This window comes from Paenibacillus sp. FSL E2-0201 (genome assembly GCF_037963325.1).
GTDB lineage: Bacteria > Bacillota > Bacilli > Paenibacillales > Paenibacillaceae > Paenibacillus_AQ.
On the sequence record NZ_CP150154.1, the window covers coordinates 5305212 to 5330477 of the forward strand.

Below are 25266 nucleotides of genomic sequence, written 5' to 3' on the forward strand. Positions count from 1 at the left end.
CGCATAAGAGCTTCGCTTGCTAATTGATACCGGTGAGAGGACTCGAACCTCCACGGTTTCCCTCTCGATTTTGAGTCGAGCGCGTCTGCCATTCCGCCACACCGGCAAATTATTGAGTTAAAAGATGGCGCGCCCTGAGAGATTCGAACTCCCGGCCTTTTGATTCGTAGTCAAACGCTCTATCCAGCTGAGCTAAGGGCGCAAAATTTATATGGAGCGGACGACGGGAATCGAACCCGCGACCCTCGCCTTGGCAAGGCGATGCTCTACCGCTGAGCCACGTCCGCATACGGTATGTATTGATGTCCGACTCACTAAAGAAGTGAGCCATGAAGGACTCGAACCTTCGACACCCTGATTAAAAGTCAGGTGCTCTACCAACTGAGCTAATGGCTCATAAAGCAAGAAAAATGGCGGAACCGACGAGATTCGAACTCGCGATCTCCTGCGTGACAGGCAGGCATGTTAGGCCAACTACACCACGGTTCCAAAAGATATAATTGCTTGATGAAAATTGGTTGCGGGGGCAGGATTTGAACCTGCGGCCTTCGGGTTATGAGCCCGACGAGCTACCGGGCTGCTCCACCCCGCGTCATTAAAAAATATTCAACTATCCATTACAATAAGAAAGCTTCATGGTGGAGGCTGAGGGGATCGAACCCCCGACCCTCTGCTTGTAAGGCAGATGCTCTCCCAGCTGAGCTAAGCCTCCATGTAAAGAAGCAACTCAATTATCATAACACAATCTAATCAGTAATGCAACATTTTATTTCAGAAGAACAATAACGTTTTAAAGAAATTGGTGACCCGTATGGGATTCGAACCCATGTTACCTCCGTGAAAGGGAGGTGTCTTAACCCCTTGACCAACGGGCCTTATTGAAAACAAAATGTTTTGACAACAAAAAAGATTATATCATGTATTTCGAAGTATAGCAATACATAAATTAAAATACTTTCACTTCTATTCTAAGCAGGCATTAAAGTAATGCCTAGCTTGAGTGATATAAGCTCCACGACTTCAAGAACAGTCCGGTTATTCGTGTCTAAATGCTCTCGGAATACGTCCTGGTTCAGTCCTGTGATGCATCTGTCGATCTGTTGAACGGCCCATGAGTCCTTCTCCTCACCTCTACTAGTCAATCGCTTAAGCAGCGTCTCTCGTGAGGCACATAAAGTGAAATGATGAACCTCTATTCCTTCATTCATTAGCTTCCCCACAATCTCTATCCAATAATCTGGGTTGACTATAGTCATAGGTACGATAATCGTCCCACTATATTCGCTAACTATGTATTTTAACATGGAATGATTAATTTCACGCCAAAGGTGATAGTCCTGAAAGTCACTTATTGTCATCACATCGGGAATGTTTGCTCTTATGTAATACCCAACATTCTCTGGATCGTATACAAAGGAATTAGGAAGCCTGCGATGTAATTGATATGCAGTTTCTGTCTTCCCCGCACCAAAAGCTCCATTGATCCATATAATCAAGATGATTCTCCCCCATAAATAATCTATATTTTGAGTGGCCAAGACTAGTCTCATTAAGACTCTATTAATCACAATATCATAAGAATCCTTTCATGTAATAATGTATTTAATAGATTTAGTTCTTTTTGTTTTCTTTAAACCCTTACATGCAGGTTCTCTGTATAACAAAAAGACCACTGTCGATTACTCAACAGTGGTCTCGCGTGCTTGGCAACGTCCTACTCTCCCAGGACCCTTCGGTCCAAGTACCATCGGCGCTGGAGGGCTTAACGGTCGTGTTCGGGATGGGTACGCGTGGAACCCCTCCGCTATCGCCACCAAACGGGCATTTGCGGTACAAATGCATTATTCAGGTCTCAGCATCGCCAAATGCTGAAAACAAATTCATCATCATACGGTCACTAGTACCATATGGGTTAGAACTTGATTCCTGAAAACTGAATCCGAATTGAATTTGCGTTCGCCCTTCTTACGGGGCCCCCGGAAAGTACTAGGAATTAGCTTCGCAGCTTCTTCTTCACTTTTTGGGGTATTTTTAGGATAAGCCCTCGACCGATTAGTATTGGTCAGCTCCATGCATTACTGCACTTCCACCTCCAACCTATCTACCTCGTCGTCTTCAAGGGGTCTTACTAATTGGGAAATCTCATCTTGAGGGGGGCTTCACGCTTAGATGCTTTCAGCGCTTATCCCGTCCGTACGTAGCTACCCAGCCATGCTTCTGGCGAAACAACTGGTGCACCAGCGGTACGTCCATCCCGGTCCTCTCGTACTAAGGACAGCTCCTCTCAAATTTCCTGCGCCCACGACAGATAGGGACCGAACTGTCTCACGACGTTCTGAACCCAGCTCGCGTACCGCTTTAATGGGCGAACAGCCCAACCCTTGGGACCTACTTCAGCCCCAGGATGCGATGAGCCGACATCGAGGTGCCAAACCTCCCCGTCGATGTGGACTCTTGGGGGAGATAAGCCTGTTATCCCCAGGGTAGCTTTTATCCGTTGAGCGATGGCCCTTCCATGCGGTACCACCGGATCACTAAGTCCGACTTTCGTCCCTGCTCGACTTGTAGGTCTCGCAGTCAAGCTCCCTTATGCCTTTGCACTCTTCGAATGATTTCCAACCATTCTGAGGGAACCTTGGAACGCCTCCGTTACTCTTTAGGAGGCGACCGCCCCAGTCAAACTGCCCGCCTGACACGGTCCCCGTACCCGATTAGGGCACTAGGTTAGAACCTAGATACGATCAGGGTGGTATCCCAACGGCGCCTCCACCGAAGCTTGCGCTCCGATTTCTACGGCTCCCACCTATCCTGTACAGATCGTACCCAAATTCAATATCAAGCTGCAGTAAAGCTCCATGGGGTCTTTCCGTCTTGTCGCGGGTAACCTGCATCTTCACAGGTATTAAAATTTCACCGGATCTCTCGTTGAGACAGCGCCCAAGTCGTTACGCCATTCGTGCGGGTCAGAATTTACCTGACAAGGAATTTCGCTACCTTAGGACCGTTATAGTTACGGCCGCCGTTTACTGGGGCTTCGGTTCATAGCTTCGGGTTACCCCTAACCACTCCCCTTAACCTTCCAGCACCGGGCAGGCGTCAGCCCGTATACTTCGCCTTGCGGCTTCGCACAGACCTGTGTTTTTGCTAAACAGTCGCTTGGGCCTTTTCACTGCGGCCCCCTCGTGCTATTCACACTACCGGGGCACCCCTTCTCCCGAAGTTACGGGGTCATTTTGCCGAGTTCCTTAACGAGAGTTCTTCCGCGCGCCTTAGAATTCTCTTCTCGCCTACCTGTGTCGGTTTGCGGTACGGGCACCTTCTCCTGGCTAGAGGCTTTTCTTGGCAGTGTGAGATCATGACCTTCGCTACTACAATTTTCGCTCCCCATCACAGCCCAGCCTTAACGATGTGCGGATTTGCCTACACATCAGCCTCACTGCTTAGACGGACATATCCATCAGTCCGCGTCACTACCCTCCTGCGTCACCCCATCGCTCATAGCGGATTACGGTGGTACAGTAATTTCAAACTGTTGTCCTTCGACTACGCCTTTCGGCCTCGCCTTAGGTCCCGACTTACCCTGAGCGGACGAGCCTTCCTCAGGAAACCTTGGGCTTTCGGCGGATCAGATTCTCACTGATCTTTTCGTTACTCATACCGGCATTCTCACTTGTATGCTGTCCAGCGCTCCTTACGGTACACCTTCAACCCACATACAACGCTCCCCTACCCCAGATACATAGTATCTAGCCATAGCTTCGGTGGTGTGTTTAGCCCCGTTACATTTTCGGCGCAGAGTCACTCGACCAGTGAGCTATTACGCACTCTTTCAATGGTGGCTGCTTCTAAGCCAACATCCTGGTTGTCTGTGCAACTCCACATCCTTTCCCACTTAACACACACTTGGGGACCTTAGCTGATGGTCTGGGCTGTTTCCCTTTTGACAATGGATCTTAGCACTCACTGTCTGACTCCCGGCAATAAGTATATGGCATTCGGAGTTTGACTGAGCTTGGTAATCCTTGCGGACCCCGCACCCAATCAGTGCTCTACCTCCACTACTCTTATACCGAGGCTAGCCCTAAAGCTATTTCGGGGAGAACCAGCTATCTCCGAGTTCGATTGGAATTTCTCCGCTACCCCCACCTCATCCCCGCACTTTTCAACGTGCGTGGGTTCGGGCCTCCAGTGCGTGTTACCGCACCTTCACCCTGGACAGGGGTAGATCACACGGTTTCGGGTCTACGTCCACATACTGAGTCGCCCTATTCAGACTCGCTTTCGCTGCGGCTCCGTCTTCTCGACTTAACCTTGCATGTTAAACGTAACTCGCCGGTTCATTCTACAAAAGGCACGCCATCACCCATTAATAGGGCTCTGACTTTTTGTAAGCACACGGTTTCAGGTTCTATTTCACTCCCCTTCCGGGGTGCTTTTCACCTTTCCCTCACGGTACTGTTTCACTATCGGTCGCCAGGTAGTATTTAGCCTTAGCAGATGGTCCTGCTGGATTCATACGGGGTTTCACGTGCCCCGCACTACTCGGGATCCGTCTCGGAGAGAACACAGTTTAGGCTACAGGGCTTTTACCTCTATCGCGGGCCTTTCCAGACCTCTTCGCCTACCATATTCCTTTGTAACTCCATGTGAGACGTCCCACAACCCCTAAGAGCAAGCTCTTAGGTTTAGGCTGTTCCGCGTTCGCTCGCCGCTACTGACGGAATCACTATTGTTTTCTCTTCCTCAGGGTACTTAGATGTTTCAGTTCCCCTGGTCTGCCTCTACACACCCTATGTATTCAGATGTGAGTAACTGCGAATTACCACAGCTGGGTTTCCCCATTCGGACACCCCCGGATCAAAGCTTGCTTACAGCTCCCCGAGGCAGTTTCGTTGTTCGCCACGTCCTTCGTCGGCTCCTGGCGCCTAGGCATCCTCCGTGTGCTCTTATTAGCTTAACCTTGATTTTTCCGCAGGAAAATATCATACGATATCTCTCTTGGAATCATCTCACTAATAACATTTACTTGTTTGCACAAGTTGCTAAAAGATGTTCTAAAACGCAAATTCGTTTCGGTATCCAGTTTTCAAGGATCAAGTCTTACTTGAGAGCTTAAACTCTCAAAACTGAGCAACGAGTGAGTAACAGGCCTAAACCTGAGATTGTGGAAGTTTAACTTCCGATTTGAATGTCTTCATTGCAGAAGACGATTCTCCATAGAAAGGAGGTGATCCAGCCGCACCTTCCGATACGGCTACCTTGTTACGACTTCACCCCAATCATCTACCCCACCTTCGGCGGCTGGCTCCCTTGCGGGTTACCCCACCGACTTCGGGTGTTGTAAACTCTCGTGGTGTGACGGGCGGTGTGTACAAGACCCGGGAACGTATTCACCGCGGCATGCTGATCCGCGATTACTAGCAATTCCGACTTCATGCAGGCGAGTTGCAGCCTGCAATCCGAACTGAGACCGGCTTTGATGGGATTGGCTCCACCTCGCGGCTTCGCTTCCCGTTGTACCGGCCATTGTAGTACGTGTGTAGCCCAGGTCATAAGGGGCATGATGATTTGACGTCATCCCCACCTTCCTCCGGTTTGTCACCGGCAGTCACTCTAGAGTGCCCAACATTACTTGCTGGCAACTAAAGTTAAGGGTTGCGCTCGTTGCGGGACTTAACCCAACATCTCACGACACGAGCTGACGACAACCATGCACCACCTGTCTCCTCTGTCCCGAAGGCCGCTGCTATCTCTAGCAGATTCAGAGGGATGTCAAGACCTGGTAAGGTTCTTCGCGTTGCTTCGAATTAAACCACATACTCCACTGCTTGTGCGGGTCCCCGTCAATTCCTTTGAGTTTCAGTCTTGCGACCGTACTCCCCAGGCGGAGTGCTTACTGTGTTAACTTCGGCACCAAGGGTATCGAAACCCCTAACACCTAGCACTCATCGTTTACGGCGTGGACTACCAGGGTATCTAATCCTGTTTGCTCCCCACGCTTTCGCGCCTCAGCGTCAGTTACAGCCCAGAAAGTCGCCTTCGCCACTGGTGTTCCTCCACATATCTACGCATTTCACCGCTACACGTGGAATTCCACTTTCCTCTTCTGTACTCAAGTCACCCAGTTTCCAGTGCGACCTTAGGTTGAGCCCAAGGTTTAAACACCAGACTTAAATGACCGCCTGCGCGCGCTTTACGCCCAATAATTCCGGACAACGCTTGCCCCCTACGTATTACCGCGGCTGCTGGCACGTAGTTAGCCGGGGCTTTCTTCTCAGGTACCGTCACTCCGATAGCAGTTACTCTACCGGACGTTCTTCCCTGGCAACAGAGCTTTACGATCCGAAAACCTTCATCACTCACGCGGCGTTGCTCCGTCAGACTTTCGTCCATTGCGGAAGATTCCCTACTGCTGCCTCCCGTAGGAGTCTGGGCCGTGTCTCAGTCCCAGTGTGGCCGTTCACCCTCTCAGGTCGGCTACGCATCGTCGCCTTGGTGGGCCGTTACCCCACCAACTAGCTAATGCGCCGCAGGCCCATCCCTCAGTGACAGATTGCTCCGTCTTTCATTCTTTCTTCAGGAGAAAAAAGAAATTATCCGGTATTAGCTACCGTTTCCGGTAGTTATCCCAGTCTAAGGGGCAGGTTGCCTACGTGTTACTCACCCGTCCGCCGCTAAGTCATTTTGAAAGCAAGCTTTCAAAATGACTCCGCTCGACTTGCATGTATTAGGCACGCCGCCAGCGTTCGTCCTGAGCCAGGATCAAACTCTCCAATTAGTATTGAAAAGAGCGATATGCTCATTTTGAAACATCTGACGAGAAAATTAATTCTCACGATGAAATTTCAAAAGCGTAAAGTACGCTGTGAAACTCATCAGTTTTGGATTTCACTTTCGTGATTTCCTACTCACTCGTTGTTCAGTTTTCAAAGATCAAGTTCTCGTTGGCGCCGTTTAATGTCTCAGCAGCAACTCTTATAATATATCATGCTTTCCGATGAATTGCAATACTTTTTTTCAAAGTCTTGTGTAATCTCATCTGGATTAACATTCACCAATCGAAAGTTTATATCTCCTCTTTGCGACTGGATTTATAATGTAACATATAACCCACTCTAAAAACAACCCCTAAATTTTAAAAATTCAAAAAAATACTTTCGCCTCATTCTTACATCTGCTTCATTTCTTCTCATAAAAAACGTGCAAACTCTGATAATCAGAATCTGCACGTTAAAGAGAGATTGGCTTTTAGTTTAAAACTGTATTAATTAGAAATCCACGGATTTCTGCGTTTCTTAGAACTCTCTGTACGACCACCTGCACTTGAACGCTGAGATTTCACAACCGTTTTGGTCTTCTTGCTGCTATTTTGACTTGAGGTCTTTGCTTTTGCTGCCGTTTCCTTCGTTGCATTCCCCTTACTCTTGAGCGAACTACCAGAGCTAGATTCCTCACTCACTGTTCTAGCAACTTCGGGAGTGTCCTGTACAAACGTTTCAGGATCTTGGATTTCCGGAACCCGATTATGCTGCGAATAATTACCTATACCAGGATACTGCGGATTAGACGGAATACTCGACATTATCGGCCCGCCAAAAGCTCCAAGAGGAGAATCTGGGACTATTCCCTGATTAGGTGTTCCTGCTCCATAAGCAGAGAATGCATTGGGGTTTCCATATGCAGGATAGGTATTATATGAGGGCATTTCATATGAATAGGGTTGAACATGCATTCCCCCGCACCCACAAGTAGTTGGCCAAGGAAGGTTCGATGACATCCCATACATCGGGTTCATCCCCGAAGCATTAGCCTCCATATTGTTAGGTGCAGCATTTGGATTCCATTGTTCCGGACTCATATTAGGCCAAGCATTTGGATTCCATTGCTCCGGACTCATATTAGGCCAAGCATTTGGATTCCATTGCTCCGGACTCACATTAGACCAAGCATTCGGATTCCATTGTTCCGGACTCACATTAGACGCAGCATTCGGATTCCATTGTTCCGGATTCACGTTAGGAGCAGCATTCGGATTCCATTGTTCCGGACTCACGTTAGGCGCAGCGTTCGGATTCCATTGTTCTGGACTCATATTAGGTGAATACATGTTTTCTGAAAAGTAGTATGGAGACATGCACTCTGGTCCAAATGCCGCTGGCTGAACATAACTTGGTGCCCAGTTCATATTCATATTAGGGTTATTTTGATAAGAATCATAGAGATAAGGATTTCCACCTAGACCTGGATATCCCATACTGTCACAAGAATTCGCCTTTTCCTCTTTGCAAGCCACTGGCTTCATCTCAGCTTTTGACGCCTCATGTTGTGCTACTGGCTCTTGATTTGGTACTGTAATCTGAACAAACAAGCTCTGCATTTCAATTTCTTGCACAGGAGCAACTTCCATTTGCATATTTGGCGCAGGGTTCGGTGCATTAATTGGAGCTATATTTACCGATGGATGTGGTGCTGAATTGGATTCAGGTGCGATTTTTGGCATTGGTTTAGGTGCAGGTTTAGTTTCTGCTTTTGCCTCAGGTTTAGTTTCTGCTTTTGCTTCCGGTTTAGTTTCTGGTTTAACCTCTGGTTTAGTTTCCGGTTTTGGTGCAGGAACCACCTCAGCAACTGGCTGTTCTTTTGGACCCGTATATTCCTTCCCGCCAACTTGTGTTTTCTCAGAAGCATTAGAAGGCATGTAGCCTGGCTGTACGGGGGAAGCGTTTGATGTCTTTTTAGGAATGTTAACTACTTCCCCTAACATCAATACATTCGGATTCTTTAGCTGGGGGTTTGCTTCAACCATATCCTTTAAGGGGATTCCCCACGCCTTAGATAATTTCCATAAGGTATCTCCTTGTTTAACTGTATGCTTGTAGTAAACTTCACTGTTATCCGGTACGGATACAGGAGCCGTAGGTATTTTTACTTTTTCACCAAGTGCCAGCACATTCGGATTACTGATCTGTGGATTAGCTTCAATAATTTTTTGTAACGGCACTCCGTACTTTTGCGATAATGCATACAGACTATCGCCTTGTTTGACAATGTGTATTTTCACGTAGCATTAACCTCCTAAAAGTTTTGTGGAGTATTGCTTTCTTACAGCTACACAGCAAAACTGGCTTTGAAAGCAAACACCCTTTGGATAGAACATTGCTCTCTTACAAAGTTATATGCGGTACAGCCGCCTCCTTCGTTACTACATCTTATGCAGCCCATGGGCGAATGACATCCCTGAAATAAAAAAAATCCTTTCATGTATCATGAAAAGATCTACCGTAGACTTCCGGACATCTTCTTCATGTATCATGAAAGGATTATTAATGCCTATTTAACACTTTTTACACGACAAGCATGTAAAAGAGCATATTGTACGAGTAACTGTTATTCCCAAACCTTGTAGCCATCTTTGTCAACAACATTGCGGAATTCTTCAAGAAGCTTCAACGTTATTGGACCTGCATGTCCTTCTCCGATGATGCGTCCGTCAATTTCACGCGCTGCAATAACCTCTGCTGCCGTTCCAGTGAAGAATACCTCGTCGGCGATGTAAACATCATGCATGCTGAATGGTTCTTCTTTCAGTTTAATACCCAATTTCTCGCATAGCTCGATGATAGCCTGACGTGTGATTCCTTCGAGCGCACCCAGATAGCAAGGTGGAGTGGTGACCACGCCATTTTTGATGATGAAAATATTATCGCCAGATCCTTCAGTAACATATCCTTGAGCGTTCATCATAATCGCTTCATCGGCTTCTGCCAGATTGGACTGAATTTTCACTAGGATATTATTGAGATAGTTAAGCGATTTAATCTTCGGATTCAGTGCATCCGGAATATTACGGCGTTGGGATACAGAAACAGCACGAAGCCCATTAATGTACGCTTGCTCTGGGTAAATAGCTAATTGTTCAACGATAATGATTACGCTGGCTTTAGGGCAACGGCGTGGATCAAGACCCAAGTTACCAGGACCACGGGATACGATCAGTCGAATATAACCGTTACGCATGTCGTTGAGGCGAATCGTTTCAGCCATAGCTTCCAGCATCTCGTCATAAGTGAGCGGAATGTCCAGCATGATCGACTTCGCCGAATCATAAAGTCTGTCCAAATGCTCTTTACATTTAAAAATATTACCGTTGTAGATACGAATACCTTCAAATATGCCGTCTCCATACAAAAAACCGTGATCAAAAACGGATACCTTTGCATTTTCCTTAGTTACGTGTTGTCCATCCAGATAGATCCATTGTTCAGCCATGAATTTACTGCACCTCCGCTTTCTCTTCCTCATAGGTGTATGTGGGATACGAGCCCAGAATCCGTACCTGGCAGCCTAAAGCATTAATCTCTTCAATAGCCCCTGGCAGCAGGACCGATTCTATCGGTTCCAGCACATCAATATAAAAATAATAAGTACCCAGCTTTTTTTTCGTTGGTCGTGATTCAATACGCGATAAATTCAGCTTTCGCCAAGAAAAGGCAGCGAGAACCTGATGCAAAGCACCTGGAAAATCCTCAGGCAGCGTTACTAGGACACTCGTCTTTACACCATTGCTGCTCCGTGGAAGATCTACCTTCTGCGGACCGACAAGGACAAATCTTGTGTAGTTGTTGTTGTGATCTGTAACTTTCCGATCAACAATCTCCAGTCCATGAGTAGCTGCACCAAGCGCAGTACCGATCGCAGCCCAACCCTTTCCAGGATTGTTCTTAACGATTTCAACAGCTTCAGAGGTACTTCCGACCGACTCCAGTTCAGCCCAAGGTGCATGCTTCCGAACAAATTGCATACACTGTGCCATTGCAACAGGATGCGAAAGGATTTTTTTCACTTTAGTGAAATCCTTATTACCGTTCGTATCTCTGAATTCCAGCGGGTGACCGATGAGATTCTGTATCGATGGAAAGATCCATTCCGCCTGCATAGGTAGATCAACTTCATTAATAAGCCAATCAATATGGAGACTAACCGAACCTTCAATAGTATTCTCAATCGGGATAACGCTGTAATCAGTGGCTCCACCATCCGTAGAGAGAAAGACATCGGAAATTAACTTGTGATGCACAATTTTTACAGGCTCACCGTTAAACAAATGCAGCAGCGCTTCGTGAGATACTGAGCCCTGCGGCAATACCGCTATTGATTTCATGACCGTACTTCTCCTTTTATCATATCCAAAAATGATACGTTTTGCATCTCGTTTCTTTTAAGCAGCTCTGATGTAACACCTGAAGTACAAGGCATCAGCCAGCAAGTCTTAGCAGAGATGCCGTGTTCTTGCATCGTATTCTTCAGAAAAGCCTCAAGCTCACTCTTACGAGTCTCACGGCGATCAACTAAACACAGTAGCGTAGGGCCGGCACCGCTAAGTGCGATCCCTAAAGCACCATGTTTAGGTGCTTCCGCGAGCAGCTTCTCCATGCCTGGAATAAGCGCTGCCCGATAAGGTTGATGCAAACGATCCTGCATCGCTCTACTGATCAGGTCAAGCCGACCTGATGCAAACGATGCCGTCATTAAAGAGGTTCTACTGATGTTGTACACAGCATCACTAACTGAGATTTCTGTTGGAAGCACTCCCCGTGCTTTTGTGGTTTCCAGCTCGAATTCAGGAATAACCACGAGAACCTCAAGGTCTTGAGGTGGATCAAGGCGAACGTAATCCGCATGATCACCGTCCCACACTGCGGTAATGATGCCACCAAATAAGGAAGCTCCTACATTGTCAGGATGCTTCTCAAGCTGGGTAGCCATATCAAACAGCTTCGCATCATCGAGCGGAGAGCCGATCATCGTATTAGCTGCGACCATGCCCCCAATGATGGCCGAGGCACTGCTGCCGAGTCCACGCGTAAGCGGAATCTCAGAGTACATCGAAATAGATATTTCAGGCACCTTAACGCCAGCCTCTGCAAATACCATTTGAGCGACCTTATAGAGTAAATTACTCTTATCCCGAGCCACTCCCTTCATCTCGTCACCATATAGATGAAAAACTGTCTCCTCTGCTTCCTCCATCTCAATCCAGGCATACAGCGGCAATGCCATGCCAAGAGTATCGAAGCCCGGACCAAGATTGGCAGTACTAGCAGGTACTTTAACCCTTGCTACTCCATAAGTACTCATAACAGGTGCAATCTCCTTACTCATTGTTTAAATATAGAAAGTATAGTCCATCTACAGTGCTAACCTTCCACACGATAATGACTCTTGATCCGGTGGATGACTTTCAGTTCCTTAAAGTGGCGCAGCACTTTATTCATACTTGCTTTGCTGGCGTTATGGGTAACAATAATAATCTCCGCATCAGGATTATTTGGATTGGCTTGTTGAACTACCGAATCAAGACTCACATCATACTCGGCAAACACCTGAGTAATCTTGGCCAATACACCTGCTTTATCATCAACGTGTAAAAGTAGGAAGTTTTTATAAAAGATATCCTCATCACTCTTAAGCTTCTTCTGCTTATAAGGTACTTTTTGCTTCAATCCATTAACACCCAGCTTGAGGTTCTTAATAATGGCTACCAAGTCAGCTACTATCGAAGTTGCTGTTGGCATTGCACCCGCGCCCGCACCATAGAACATCGTTTCTCCTACCGCTTCACCATAAACATAAACTGCATTGAAGACACCATTTACGGATGCAAGCGGATGACTTGTTCGAATCAAGGTCGGTTGAACACTGATACTAAATTCCTCATCCTGACGTTCAGCGATACCCAGAAGCTTGATTTCATATCCGAGACGCTTCGCAAAAGCAATATCGGCTTTACTCACTTTTGAAATCCCGCTCACACTTACATCATGTAGCTCCACGTTAGTGCGGAAGCCTAAGGTTCCGAGAATCGCCATTTTGCGGGCAGCATCCAGACCTTCAACATCGGAAGTTGGATCGGCCTCTGCATATCCTAGATCCTGCGCTTCTTTTAACACATCATTGTAGGATGCGCCTTCTTGACTCATTTTGGTTAGTATGTAATTAGTTGTTCCATTTACAATTCCAATAATCTTCATGATCTTATCTGAAGAAAAGCCTTCGATAAGCGTCCGAATAATCGGAATGCCACCCGCAACGCTAGCCTCATAAAAGACATCACATTGCTTCTCTTGCGCCTTAGCCAGAATCTCCGAACCGTGCAGCGCCATCAAATCCTTGTTCGCAGTTACGACATGCTTACCGCGGTCCAAAGCTTCAAGAATATATTCCTTTGTTCCATCGACACCACCCATCACTTCAACGATTACATCAATTTCAGGATCACGAATAACATCCCATGGATCTGTTGTTATTTTGGCAGGGTCAACCTCAATATCACGTGGCTTATTGGAATTATTCACCGCTATGCGCTCAATGAGTATTGGAGAGCCTACTTGACTGCTCAAATCCTCTTGATTTCCTTCCACGATACGAACTACACCTGTACCAACTGTTCCCAGACCCAGCAACCCTACTTTAACCGGCTTCATCTGTATCCTCCTAAAAGTTTTACGTATATAACTTCTCTATCCCTGTCCAACGATTAGGGCGCGCTTCACTCCCGGAATATTCTTCAGACTATCAAGCATCTCTCCGAGCTCCTCATTCAAATGTGAGATTTCCACGGAAATCACCACATTCGCTCGTCCTTGTAGCGGAATACTCTGGTGAATCGTCAGCACGTTAGCCCCATGTCCCGCCACAGATCCTAGAACCTTGGAGAGCATCCCAGATTCATGTTCCAAATCCATGGAGATCGTAACAATTCGCTCACGTTCGAGCTGATGGATCAGGTGAATGCCATCCTTGTATTTATAAAAAGCACTTCGGCTTAATCCTACCTGTTCTACACCCTCATGTACGGTCTTCGCATCCCCGGCCTCAAGCAATTGTTTGACCTGCATTGTCTTAAGTACGGCATCAGGTAATATGTCCTCACGGACCAAATAATAGCGTTCTTTCACGAACGTCCTCACCTCAAAGACTTTTGTGTTTTCTTAGTGGACATTATATCGGAAAAGACTTATAAAATGCAATTACTTTATATGTATACTCTGAGGTCGGGGAGTTCGGTGCAGCAAAACCCCCGGATTCCCGGGGGCAGCAGACAATCGTATGTACACTAACTGTATGGAATCGTCGTCCCGCAATAGTCACAGATTTTATCCTGCCCAGGAAGTACTCTACTCTTAGCACCGCAACTCGAACAAACGATGGATTTCGGCAGTTGGACAGGTGGCTTAGGCCTATTCTCCGGTAATGACTGCCGCCCAGATGATGGCTGGTTCTCTGATGCCGCGGAGGGCTGTGCCCGGTCAGGATGCACAAGATTGGGCGGTTGTTTATCTAAGAGCTTAACACGTCCTTCATAATAGACAAGATCAGAAGCAAGTAACCCCCATCTCACCAAATACCGTAGGTCTCTACGTACATCATCTTCACTTTGTTTCGTGATATCAGCTAAATTACCAATATGTCTAACATCATCCACTATGATCAGCATGAGATACTTCTTGCACAGAAAATCAAAGTTTTCTGTTGCGAAGGTAGCCCTCCCTGCAAAGCTGTCCGCCGGAATTATAAAGATCAAGTAGAGGACCACCAGAATGATCAATAAAGTGAACCACTTAAAATCCCCTTTGTAGGTCCCCACGGCGAAGAGGACGGCAAGTTCCATAAAAGCTCCCATACATACATGATAGAGCAATTTGTAGTTAAATGATTTCCGCTCATTCTTATAATGAGTGCTTACAAAACGAAGCATCGCAAGTACAAACCCAAGCGGAGCAAACAAATAGGCAATCGCCATGATGATTCGATCAAACACTGTCCGGTCTCGCTTGTTACGGTAGCGAAGGTTATTCTCAGGAGCACGCACCAGTGCTTGTGCCCGTTTGGAATAAATAAGCTTCGGCGGCAATTTTACAAATGGATTGTCTACACGTCCTTCATAATAAACAATATCTGGAGAAAGTACTCCCTGATCTTTTAAATATTCCAAAACCTCGCGGACGTTCTCTTCACTGAATCCGCGAATATCGGATAGGCTGCCGATATGCCTTATGCCGTCCACAAGAACCAATGCGATATAGTCATTGCAAAGATAGGTGAATCCCTCTCTCCATCCTACGGCCCTAACCGACAATTTGATGGCAGGAATCCTAAACAATGCGTAGATAATCACCAGCCTGATCAAGAGTGCGACATAATCGATTTGACCGAGTAGCTTACTAATAATGAAATAGATCGCCAATTCTACAAAGGCACCCATACACGCATGATAAAACAGGTTAATATTGCTTGCTTTGCGCTGTCTCTTGGAATGTGTAGATAATAACCGAATGGCAGCCAATATAAAGCCAACCGGAGCAAATATATACGCAAACACAATAGTCGTATAATCAAACGCCGTCCGCTCATATTCATGCTTATACACGGGCTTTCCCGATGTCGGCGGCTGTCTGCGTATATCCAATCCACTCATTTTGTCTTTAATCCCCTTATTTATGTAATCCTATATGCGATGCAGCTAATCTGTTGGTTGACGGCATTAACTATACGATATCATTGTTCCACAATAATCACAGCTCTTGGACTGACTAGGCTGAACCGTGTTCTGTGCTCCGCAGCCCGGACAACGAATGGACTTAGGCAGTTGCGGCGAGGACTGAGGTTGAGTATGAACCTGCTGTCCCGAGGCTTGGGCTCCGAAGCCTGATGGCCTTCCAGGATGAACAAGATTAGGTGCTGTCATGGATGGATCTGGCGTCTGGCGCCCCTCCGAAAGGACAATATCAATATCTAGTAATCCTTTATTCTTTAGATACTGGACATCCCTCCGTACATCACTTTCGCTTATACCTATCCGTTCTGCTATACTGCCGACATATCGGATATTTTTATTTTGAATCAGCTCTATATAAGAAGTGTTAAGTTTAGAAAGTGTATATTTAGCTTTTGCTGTCACACTCGCAAGAATAAAAGCCGGAATCAAAAATATGACTGCAAGGAAAATCTGGATCGTTAATAATTCGGAAGTTCCAGTGTTTCCACTCATGGTATCCACAAACATTGCAATAGAGAGCTCAACAAATCCTCCGATAAATACATGCATGAGCAGATTTAGATTGGTGGGCCTCCGGTAATTTTTATAATGGGTCAGCATCAACCGTAACAATGCAAGGACGAGTCCAATGGGCATGAATAAATAAGCTGCCGCTAGAATGACATAATCAAACCCAGTCCGATCTAATTTAATCAGAGGAACCGCTGCACTCCCCGCTGGGTTCGGTGACGGCTCTTGTATGTTCAATCTGTTCATGTAGTTATTTTCCTCCTATTTAAGTGCCGCTAATTCCCGATTTCGCCGCTCTAGAGTAGCTTTAATACTGTCGGCCATTTCGTTGATTTCAGCTTGCCAGTTCTCATGTGGCTCATTTGTCATGAGCAGCAGCTTCACATGATCATGCAACAGGGAGATCTGCTGATGCATGATATCCTCAGTAGCATATAAAGATGAATCTGAAACAGGATCGCTGAACTTAAATTGATCTTGCAACTTATTGAGCATCTTCACAAGCGTTTCAGATTCGGGATCCTTCCAGCTGCTTGCCAGCGCTCTGATCTCGTTTATTTCACTCTGATGCTGCCGAAATGCTTGTAAGGATCTCCGCAGTTGCTGTTCTTCTGTTCCGGCATTCCATCCATAGATCCCGATCACAGCCAGTGTGATTCCACCAATCAAAAGAATCAGCAGTTGCACGGCAGCATACCACAAAGGAGACATCTCCAGCAGCCAATCAAAAACAATAGCTGATACGAATACGACAGCCGCATAGATTCCCGTGATGAATGCACCACTGAGAAGAACGGGTGAGGTTCTCTGAACACTACCTGCACTACGGAGCCAAAAAATACAATAGCCATACACCACACTCTCCGCCAGCAGAACAGCAACTAGCGAAGTCACGAATCGAAACAGGGATTCAGAGAAGCCTAATCCTATAAAGGAGAACACCGTTAGTATTATAGCAGCAACATAAATAATGGTGATGATACGAATATAGCTTTTACCCTTGTTCATTACGTCCTCCTTCAGCCTGCCTTAGTTCCACACTCAGCACAGAATTTCTGTCCAGGCTTCAGCTCATGCCCACAGCCTCCGCATTTAATAACCAAGCTGTCTCCACAATGAGGACAGAATTTTACCCCTGGCGATACCATTTCTCCACATTTGCCACAGGCCTTAGGCATTTCTTTTCCACAAGAGACACAGGAAGAAGCACCCTCAGGATTATCCGCTCCACAGGTTGGACAAGCTCGATAAGGATTACCACAGCCAGGACAGAACTTGGCTCCAGGTTTCAGTTCATGTCCACACTCCAAACAATTGATCTTATTTCCGGACGGCGTACTTTGCTGAATGCTCTCCAGAGCATGCCCACAGCCGCTGCAGAACCTTCCCTCTACAGGATTCATAACCCCACACTTCGAACAGGAGCGTTCTTGACGTACAACTGTTGTCCCTGAATCAAAACTCATCCCTCGGGTCATACGGTTTACCATATCCATAGCCGGACCAGCGAATCCCATTCCAAGCCCAAGTCCCATCCCAGTGTTCATCATACCTACACCAAGATTGCCAGGATTGCCGGCTGCTTTCTCCATCGTGTTAAAGCCCCGCTCTTGCTGGTAATTGAAACCGATAATATCCATTTCTGCTTTTTTAGCTAAAGCTTCCTTTAATCGAATCGTTGCCGGATCATCATCAGGAATATTGATCGAATCAATATAGAAGTTATTCAGCTCAAGACCATTATCCAGAAAAGTCGATGCTAACCGCCCCTGGATATGCTTTGAGATCTCTGCAACATAAGCATTAATCTCCAGAATACTGATTTGCTTATGTACAAGGTAGGATGAGATCAGTTCATTAATATTCGACATAAGCAAGCCGCGGAAATAATTAACCAGTGTATCGTGATCAAACTGAGGAAGCGTTCCAACGAGCTGCAATAAAAATTTACGTGGATTATCGACCTTTACACCAAACTGTCCGAAGGAACGAACAGAAATCATAATTTTATATTTAGGATCTTGGAGTTGTAAAGGTGCGCTTGTTCCCCATTTAACATTCATCGAGTTAGTCTTGTTCACATACCATACTTCTGCTGTAAATGGTGACTTCCCGCCGAAAGGGAGATTAACGATATTAGATAAAATAGGTATATTGGCGGTGCTTAGGGTATGTCTTCCTGCCGAAAAGGAATCAAGCGCCTGTCCTCCTTTGAACAGGATCGCTTCCTGAGATTCATTAACGATTAGCTGAGTCCATGTTCCTAGCTCTTGGTTAGGATATTTCCATGCGAAAATCCCTGGAGGACCGTCGTACTTCACCACTTCTATAATTGCCATCTGCTATTCCTTCTTTCATCATCTATGATATACGAATAACGTATGTGTTCCCGGTTGGGAATAAGTGTATTTCGATATTTATTGTATACGATATATATCGTGTTTTGGGTTCTTTTCTTGAAAAAAAAATGCTCTGTACGGAAATAAAAAAAACGCCACTTGTGTCTTCCTTTACAGGAGAACACAAGTCGCGCTTTGTAATCAGCTAAATATTAATAGTAACTACTACTCTCTACGAACTCGAATTCGAACTCACCAATACGGACAATAGTCCCCTCTACAGCTCCACGTTTACGAAGCTCTGCATCTACACCCATATGCCGCAAAGTCCGGGCGAGCTTTAGAATCGCATCATGTGTGCTAAGCTGCATACGTTTCAACATTTTCTCGATACGAGGGCTGTTGACCACATATGTTTCATTATCACGTGTAATCGTGAATGAGTTATCATCTTCCGCTTCTAGCTTATAAACCTTACGTTCAGTTGTACCTGATACGTCTTCAACTACCGGTGCCACCGGAATACTATCAAGAATATCCGTTGCACGATATAACAGTTCCTGAACACCCTGACGAGTAAGCGAGGAGATTGGCATAATCTCAAGATCCGGACGCACCTCAGCTACGCGTTCTCGGAAAGCGATGAGATTCTCCTCTGACGCTGGCATATCCATTTTATTTGCAGCCACGATCTGAGGACGATCAATTAGAGCCGCATTATATTGCTTCAGCTCGTCATTAATGAGAACCCAATCCTCGAAGGGATCACGCCCCTCTGAACCAGACATATCCACTACGTGAATAATGATCCGTGTACGTTCAACGTGACGTAGGAATTCATGACCAAGCCCTATGCCTTCACTAGCTCCCTCAATTAATCCTGGCAGATCCGCCATTACAAAGCTTCGTCCATCCCCAACATCTACTACTCCTAAGTTCGGTGTAATCGTAGTGAAATGGTATGCACCAATCTTTGGTTGAGCTGCGGATACGACCGACAGTAGCGTAGATTTGCCTACACTCGGGAAGCCTACAAGTCCCACATCAGCCATAACCTTAAGTTCCATAACAATATACCGCTCTTGACCCTCTTCGCCGTTCTCTGCTAGCTCTGGAGCCTTATTAGCTGCTGTGGCAAAACGAGAATTCCCACGACCCCCACGACCCCCACGGGCAACAACAACTTGCTGACCATGACGAGTCAAATCGGCGATGATCTCTTGTGTATCATCGTCAATTAATATGGTTCCAGGTGGAATCCGCACGATCATATGATCAGCGTTCGCCCCATGCTGACTTCTGTTACGTCCTTTAATCCCTTTGTCCGCTTTAAAATGGCGCTGATAACGGAAATCCATCAGCGTACGCAAGCCCTCATCTACGCGGAAGATAACGTCGCCACCACGGCCACCGTCACCACCTGCTGGACCACCATCCGGTACATACTTTTCCCGACGAAACGCAACGATACCATCCCCGCCGTCTCCGCCCTTAACATAAATCTTAGCTTTATCTACGAACATTAATGTTCACCTTCCTCACATTTCAAGCGGCAACCGCAGTTCTACATAAGCCTTACTAGGCTTAAACTGCTCCGCTTTCATGATTTTTCCTTGTACTATATTATAAATTTGCCCTTTGAGCTGCTCGGGATTGCCATGCTCTCCCTCACCTTCGAAGGAGATAAGAATGTCTCCTCCATCCTGAATAAAGCCAAGACGCAGCTTGCGCGTTTCTCCCTGGGGAGCCAGTCCGTTATATTGATAAGCCCGTACGGTCTGCATAATCACTGAAGTCAGCTCATCACCTGCTTCCCGGTTTAGCTTGTCCTCCAGCTGCAATCCTTCCTCCACTTGAACTTCCAGTTCCAGACTAGTCCGGTAAGTTCGGAAAGATTGGATAAAAAAGACCAATGAAGGAATGCCCAACTTAGCGATACGACTATCAAGCGCTATGCGTTCCTTTATTCTTTCCACACACTCCACGGATTTATCAGGTTTTCCAAGCTGAATATATCCGTAAAGAATCTGCAAATCGTTCATCCAATCATGACGATGATGATTCAGTGTCCGAATCGCCGCCTGTTGCAGTGTGTTCTCTTGTATGCGCAGTTCCCGTTCCCAATGACGCTGATTCCAAATGAAACTAAAGGCAACTATTACCGCTACCCAAATTCCAAGCAACAGACACGTCAAAAGGGAGGTATGCCAATACACGAGTCCTAAAGGAAGCAATACGGATAACATGACTGCCCAGATTGCACTTTTCCAGGATTTCATTCTTTCTCCCCGTCCCTCAGTTCGCAAAATTCATGACTTTGTTTAGAATATTACCTCATCAATTACCATTTCCTAGTATAACACAGCAGTTCCCTGTAGTTCACCAGTGATAACCATGAGTATTTTACATATGTTTAAGGATGTTCATGCTTTCTTAAAACTCTGAAGGTATGTTTCTAAAGTGCTCAAAGAGGTTTCACAAACGATTCTGAATATTCTACAAAAAAGCCTCCGGCACTCATGCCGGAGGCTTCTACATGCAAATATGGTTCCGTAAGCTTACGCTTCCAGTGCCGCTGCTACCGGAGCGACATCAACTGGGTATACGCTCACTTTTTTGCGATCGCGGCCCCAACGTTCGAACTTCACTACGCCATCCACCAATGCGAACAACGTATCATCTTTACCGATGCCTACGTTAGTGCCTGGGTGAATTTTTGTTCCGCGTTGACGAACCAAGATGTTACCGCCGGTTACTGCTTGACCGTCAGCACGTTTCACGCCAAGACGTTTGGAATGGGAATCCCGTCCGTTTTTTGTGGAACCTACACCTTTTTTCGATGCGAACAATTGAAGATTCAATTTCAACATGTTGTCAACCTCCTTCTTTAAATATTTACTTGCTCTATTTGAAGATACTTTCCGTATGATTCTGCGATATCATTTAGCATCACGACCATGGATTCAAGCAACAATTGCACCTTCGCGGAAGTATCGAAATCATCAATGGAACTTAATGTTCCACTTAGGAATCCGTTCTTCATGGATGTATCCATGGAGATTCCGGTCAATGTCTCAATCGAATTGACGGTTCCAACCGTTACGGCCGAAACTCCGGCACATACGATATCTTCGCCACGCTTTGCATAACCCGCGTGCCCTTTTACCTCAAAGCCAACGATAGTCCCTAGATCCGAAGATCGTGTAATCCGTACGTTAATCATTCACGCACCTTCTTACGCTTGAATCTTCTCGATAGTTACTTTCGTGTACGGTTGACGATGGCCTTGTTTCTTGTGGTAGTTCTTCTTAGGTTTGTATTTGTAAACTACAACCTTAGCGCCTTTACCATGTTTCTCGACTTTAGCTGTTACAGACGCGCCGCTTACGAGCGGAGTTCCTGCAGTCAGACCACCTTCGTTAGAAACAGCCAATACACGGTCAAAAGTTACACTTGCGCCGTCTTCAGCTTCCAACTTCTCAATGAACAAAACATCGCCCTCTTGGACTTTGTATTGTTTACCGCCAGTTTCGATAATTGCATACATTTTACTTGCACCTCCTCATGTCTCAGACTCGCCTAGTCTAGGTGGCAGATTCCCGTGGGAACTGCACTTATGTACCCGATCGGAGCGGTTACAGCATGTGCAGGACCGAATGAATCAAACACATACTTGAAGATATTATCATACTTATCGCCTATCGTCAACTCATTCCATCCATTCTCCAACTTTCCCAGTCCCTCCGCAGCACTGACAAAGGATAGGTGCGAAGCTGGCTGAATCATGTCTTGCCTTCTTCCGGGTCATCTCGAGGAGTCCAAGTCTTGTCCAACCGAGAATATGTGTTTTGGTTCGATCCCTGCAGATCACCTTCTCCAGCCGTTCAGTAACCATTTTACGATGTATTTCTTCCTCCATGTCAATAAAATCGACAATAATGATTCCGCCCGTATCTCGCAAACGGATCAGACGACCAATTTCCTCAGCCGCAAGCATATTAGTATTCGTCACCGTCTCTTCAAGCGATGCTCCTCCAATGTATTGGGCAGTGTTAACGTCAATAACGGTGAGCGCCTCCGTTTCATCCCAGATCATTGTTGCTCCGCCCTCCAGTGTGATCTTGCGACTGAAGCTTTTGTGCAGCTGTTCCTGAATTCCATACGCTGTAAAAATGGACTCCGATCCATTATATAAACTTACAGGCTTGTACCCATCAGGTGCCATGTCATCCAGAAATGCCGTGGCTTCTTTAACTGCGGCAGGAGAATCTATAATCAACTGATCTCGCTGCGGATTAAATGCATCTCTAATGAAGCGCTGAACAATACTAAGATCACGATGCAACAGTGCCGGAGCTTCTGCAGTTTGCGCCCGACGTGTAATGTTATCCCATTGTGCACGTAAAAATGAAAGATCACCTTCCACCGCTTCATGCGGCTCGTCTTGAGAGACAGTCCGCATAATAAGCCCTTCTTCTTTCATGCGCAGACGTTCGCCGATTCCTTTGAGCCGGCTACGTTCTGCATCGCGACTTATTTTTTTGGATACCCCGACATAATCAGCAAAAGGCATATACACCATCCAGCGACCCGGCAATGTATAATGTGTGGTTACACGGGCCCCCTTACCGCCACTTGGCTCTTTTCTTACTTGTACAACAATATCCTGACCAGGCTGTAAAAGCGTCTCAATAGAAGGCTTCACATCCGGCTGTTTATCCAAATGAGGGTGCAATACATCATCAACATATAAAAAAGCATTCTTCTTCTGTCCGATGTCAACAAAAGCAGCCTGCATACCTGGAAGTACGTTAATCACACGGCCTTTGTAGTAACTTCCGACCAGCCCTTGCTGCTGATCGCGCTCAGCCGCGTACTCCACAAGCCTTCCGTTCTCCAGAAGAGCCATTCGGGTAATGTGCTGCGTGCAGTGAACGATCATCTGTTTCATGGCTTCACCTCTGGTTTCGTTCATTCATTGATTACTTGCTCATTCTCTGCATAAATACACTACATTCCGAAGTAAGTAGATATTAAGCGCTGTTCCGGCACAACAGCAACAACATTTCCTTTGCCGTTTAATACATAGATAAAATGATATTGATTACGTTTAAATAGACGCAATATAGCATCTAAAGGTTTCGCCGATAAGGCAACAATTGGACGAGCCACACTACCTGTCCGCAAATGATACTCGTAGACAGCCTCCCTATTCATTAAAAATGCAACGAATCGGTACGGTAAATTTCGATGATCCGTAAGATTTGAATACAGCAGAAAGGCACCGATCATGACCATATTCAGCCTGAGTCCTCCACCCGCTCCAAGGGGCAGTAGCGCATAAACAATCACAAGAACACTTGCAGCAACACTAATTCGTCCGCTCCACAGCAAAGTATAGTAATAAGGAAGGAATAGACTCACTGTCGCTTGAAGTACTTTGCCTCCGTCAAGTGGGAGAACAGGCACTAGATTAAAGAGTGCAATAATTGCATTGGCATTTATGAAATAGGTTAAAAATTCCTGATTGCCGTAACCTGCCTGCTGAAGCCCAAGAGCCATAACAATCATGATTCCATTTTGCAGCGGACCGGCAAGTGCAATGCCAATCTCACGACTAGCTGTAAGCCGCCCATGATCTTCAATAACCGCAACGCCACCAAACGGAAGAAGCTGAACCGACTTGACGGTAACACCAACCAGAAGGGCAGCCACCACATGTCCTAATTCATGTATGAGGACGATCGTAAATAAAGTCAGCAGCTCCAGAAATTGTCCTGTGAGTACAGAGAACAACATGATGATTACGAACAATGGATGTAGTGACAAATCGATCCCTAAGATCCTAATCAAACGATACCACTTCTGTAGGATCAATATAAGTCTTGTCTTTCATCACGGCAAAAAACAGCGTTGGTGCTGAGGAGCCCTCTTTCTCCAGCATCCAGCCAAGTGAATCTCCGCTTTGAATCCAGTCATCTATCTCCAGTTTGGTGCCACTTAAATGTCCGTATTCTGCTGTAATTCCTCCAGAATGCTGGACCGCAATTCGAATTCCTCCGTCCAATTCTTTGGATATGGAAAGAACGCGTCCCATGTCTATACTCTTCACCGTCACATTTAAGGTTGAATCGAGTTGAGGCATAATTTCAACACCTTTTAACGTGGATGCAAAAGGCTCCACAATGCTCCCGGCTACCGGAGCGCTAAGCTCATGATGAGCCGCTGCCTTTTGAGCAGGTTCATCTTTATCCCCAAATATCGGTATGAACGCTGGTGCACCGTTAAAATTCTCCTCATACCAGACCCGCACTGCTGTGAAATCCATGTCATTGCTCAAGGCATCACTCACAAAAGCTTGAACTTTATAGGACCATGGCTGGTGAATTGTAAACACTCCCCACACCGCTCCAAACACTAGCACGCTGGCTACGACCCTTCGAATAAAGCCGGAAAAAAAATTAGAACCCCCACCACCAGGTTCCTCCCAGCCCCCACGTCTCTCTTTCCACATTACCTCTGGATCAGGCTCTATAGAGGATTGCTCATCATTCCCCTTAAATCCCGCTCCCCATTCTCTGAAGCTCGTACTCTTTTCGGGCATAACGAATAACGGAGCTGCCTCCGCTGTTTCTATATCTGGGATTTCTTCCAACAAACTGCGAATACGCTCCTTGCGGCGATTCTTGATATCTGATTTCAGATCCATATTTATCCCTCCGGACGGGCTTGTTTTACTTCCATTTTATGAAGCACGGAAGTCTCTTTAGAACAAGCCCGCCCAAGGCGGAGCACTTAAATCCCTGAAACGGTCAAATATTCTTATTTTCCCCAAAATAAATCCCACCCCTTAGATTTCTC

At 46.2% G+C, this 25266-nt stretch carries 19 protein-coding genes, 8 tRNA genes, 3 rRNA genes and 1 other annotated feature; all 30 genes read right to left on the reverse strand.

What is annotated here, in order from left to right; translation table 11 throughout:
- Positions 1-27: 27 nt before the first annotated feature.
- The 30 genes from NSU15_RS23965 to NSU15_RS24110 all read right to left on the reverse strand — a co-directional run bounded on the left by NSU15_RS23965 (position 28) and on the right by NSU15_RS24110 (position 25114).
- Positions 28-106, reverse strand: a tRNA-Leu gene (locus NSU15_RS23965).
- A gap of 19 nt (positions 107-125) precedes the next feature.
- Positions 126-202: transfer RNA gene (locus NSU15_RS23970), tRNA-Arg, on the reverse strand.
- Between the two features lie 10 nt (positions 203-212).
- Positions 213-287: transfer RNA gene (locus NSU15_RS23975), tRNA-Gly, on the reverse strand.
- Positions 288-323: 36 nt separating this feature from the next.
- Positions 324-396, reverse strand: a tRNA-Lys gene (locus NSU15_RS23980).
- Positions 397-411: 15 nt separating this feature from the next.
- Positions 412-489: transfer RNA gene (locus NSU15_RS23985), tRNA-Asp, on the reverse strand.
- A 26-nt stretch (positions 490-515) separates the two neighbouring features.
- Positions 516-592: transfer RNA gene (locus tag NSU15_RS23990), tRNA-Met, on the reverse strand.
- Positions 593-636: 44 nt separating this feature from the next.
- Positions 637-712, reverse strand: a tRNA-Val gene (locus tag NSU15_RS23995).
- 88 nt (positions 713-800) lie between these two features.
- Positions 801-875, reverse strand: a tRNA-Glu gene (locus NSU15_RS24000).
- Between the two features lie 93 nt (positions 876-968).
- Complete coding sequence (locus NSU15_RS24005; RefSeq protein WP_042130542.1) at positions 969-1496, reverse strand: AAA family ATPase; 528 nt, start codon at positions 1494-1496, stop codon at positions 969-971.
- A 205-nt stretch (positions 1497-1701) separates the two neighbouring features.
- Positions 1702-1818, reverse strand: a 5S ribosomal RNA gene (gene rrf / locus NSU15_RS24010).
- Positions 1819-2032: 214 nt separating this feature from the next.
- A 23S ribosomal RNA gene (locus tag NSU15_RS24015) occupies positions 2033-4960 on the reverse strand.
- A gap of 260 nt (positions 4961-5220) precedes the next feature.
- A 16S ribosomal RNA gene (locus NSU15_RS24020) occupies positions 5221-6778 on the reverse strand.
- Together the 16S, 23S and 5S rRNA genes form the textbook arrangement of a ribosomal RNA operon.
- 486 nt (positions 6779-7264) lie before the next feature.
- Complete coding sequence (locus tag NSU15_RS24025; protein ID WP_339287783.1) at positions 7265-9058, reverse strand: LysM peptidoglycan-binding domain-containing protein; 1794 nt, start codon at positions 9056-9058, stop codon at positions 7265-7267.
- Between the two features lie 326 nt (positions 9059-9384).
- On the reverse strand, positions 9385-10266 hold the full coding sequence (gene ilvE / locus NSU15_RS24030) for a branched-chain-amino-acid transaminase (RefSeq protein ID WP_042130546.1): 882 nt from the start codon (positions 10264-10266) through the stop codon (positions 9385-9387).
- Positions 10267-10270: 4 nt separating this feature from the next.
- The gene (gene pheA / locus NSU15_RS24035) at positions 10271-11158 is read right to left on the reverse strand and encodes a prephenate dehydratase (RefSeq protein ID WP_042130547.1); all 888 of its coding nucleotides are present in this window, start codon (positions 11156-11158) and stop codon (positions 10271-10273) included.
- The gene (thrB, locus tag NSU15_RS24040; protein WP_339287785.1) at positions 11155-12135 is read right to left on the reverse strand and encodes a homoserine kinase; all 981 of its coding nucleotides are present in this window, start codon (positions 12133-12135) and stop codon (positions 11155-11157) included. Before thrB ends, pheA begins: the two co-directional genes overlap by 4 nt.
- Positions 12136-12194: 59 nt before the next feature.
- On the reverse strand, positions 12195-13481 hold the full coding sequence (locus NSU15_RS24045) for a homoserine dehydrogenase (RefSeq protein WP_042130551.1): 1287 nt from the start codon (positions 13479-13481) through the stop codon (positions 12195-12197).
- A 36-nt stretch (positions 13482-13517) separates the two neighbouring features.
- Positions 13518-13955: an ACT domain-containing protein gene (locus NSU15_RS24050; RefSeq protein WP_042130552.1), complete on the reverse strand. Its 438-nt coding sequence runs from the start codon at positions 13953-13955 to the stop codon at positions 13518-13520.
- Positions 13956-14113: 158 nt separating this feature from the next.
- A complete protein-coding gene (locus NSU15_RS24055) occupies positions 14114-15475 on the reverse strand; it encodes a hypothetical protein (protein ID WP_339287786.1) in 1362 nt (453 codons plus the stop codon).
- Between the two features lie 66 nt (positions 15476-15541).
- Positions 15542-16312, reverse strand: coding sequence for a DeoR family transcriptional regulator (locus NSU15_RS24060; RefSeq protein ID WP_042130556.1), 771 nt, complete (start codon positions 16310-16312; stop codon positions 15542-15544).
- A gap of 15 nt (positions 16313-16327) precedes the next feature.
- Positions 16328-17074 (reverse strand): hypothetical protein, encoded by a 747-nt coding sequence (locus NSU15_RS24065; protein ID WP_042130557.1) that lies wholly within the window; start codon positions 17072-17074, stop codon positions 16328-16330.
- Between the two features lie 11 nt (positions 17075-17085).
- Positions 17086-18405 carry an SPFH domain-containing protein gene (locus NSU15_RS24070; protein WP_076120420.1) on the reverse strand — a complete coding sequence of 440 codons (1320 nt, stop codon included), beginning with the start codon at positions 18403-18405 and terminating at the stop codon, positions 17086-17088.
- Between the two features lie 212 nt (positions 18406-18617).
- Complete coding sequence (gene obgE / locus NSU15_RS24075) at positions 18618-19928, reverse strand: GTPase ObgE (protein ID WP_042130561.1); 1311 nt, start codon at positions 19926-19928, stop codon at positions 18618-18620.
- Between the two features lie 15 nt (positions 19929-19943).
- The gene (locus NSU15_RS24080) at positions 19944-20684 is read right to left on the reverse strand and encodes a Spo0B domain-containing protein (RefSeq protein WP_076120422.1); all 741 of its coding nucleotides are present in this window, start codon (positions 20682-20684) and stop codon (positions 19944-19946) included.
- Between the two features lie 279 nt (positions 20685-20963).
- On the reverse strand, positions 20964-21275 hold the full coding sequence (gene rpmA / locus NSU15_RS24085; RefSeq protein WP_042130564.1) for a 50S ribosomal protein L27: 312 nt from the start codon (positions 21273-21275) through the stop codon (positions 20964-20966).
- 17 nt (positions 21276-21292) lie between these two features.
- The gene (locus NSU15_RS24090; RefSeq protein WP_042130565.1) at positions 21293-21628 is read right to left on the reverse strand and encodes a ribosomal-processing cysteine protease Prp; all 336 of its coding nucleotides are present in this window, start codon (positions 21626-21628) and stop codon (positions 21293-21295) included.
- A 12-nt stretch (positions 21629-21640) separates the two neighbouring features.
- Entirely contained in the window at positions 21641-21952 is a 312-nt protein-coding gene (rplU, locus tag NSU15_RS24095) for a 50S ribosomal protein L21 (protein ID WP_042130566.1), read from the reverse strand.
- Positions 21953-21966: 14 nt separating this feature from the next.
- Positions 21967-22052 (reverse strand) — a sequence feature (ribosomal protein L21 leader region).
- Positions 22053-22114: 62 nt separating this feature from the next.
- Entirely contained in the window at positions 22115-23356 is a 1242-nt protein-coding gene (locus NSU15_RS24100) for an Rne/Rng family ribonuclease (RefSeq protein ID WP_042130568.1), read from the reverse strand.
- A gap of 59 nt (positions 23357-23415) precedes the next feature.
- The gene (locus tag NSU15_RS24105) at positions 23416-24258 is read right to left on the reverse strand and encodes a M50 family metallopeptidase (RefSeq protein ID WP_042130570.1); all 843 of its coding nucleotides are present in this window, start codon (positions 24256-24258) and stop codon (positions 23416-23418) included.
- On the reverse strand, positions 24251-25114 hold the full coding sequence (locus tag NSU15_RS24110) for a M23 family metallopeptidase (protein ID WP_042130571.1): 864 nt from the start codon (positions 25112-25114) through the stop codon (positions 24251-24253). The genes NSU15_RS24105 and NSU15_RS24110 overlap by 8 nt, the downstream gene beginning before the upstream one ends.
- Positions 25115-25266: the final 152 nt, after the last annotated feature.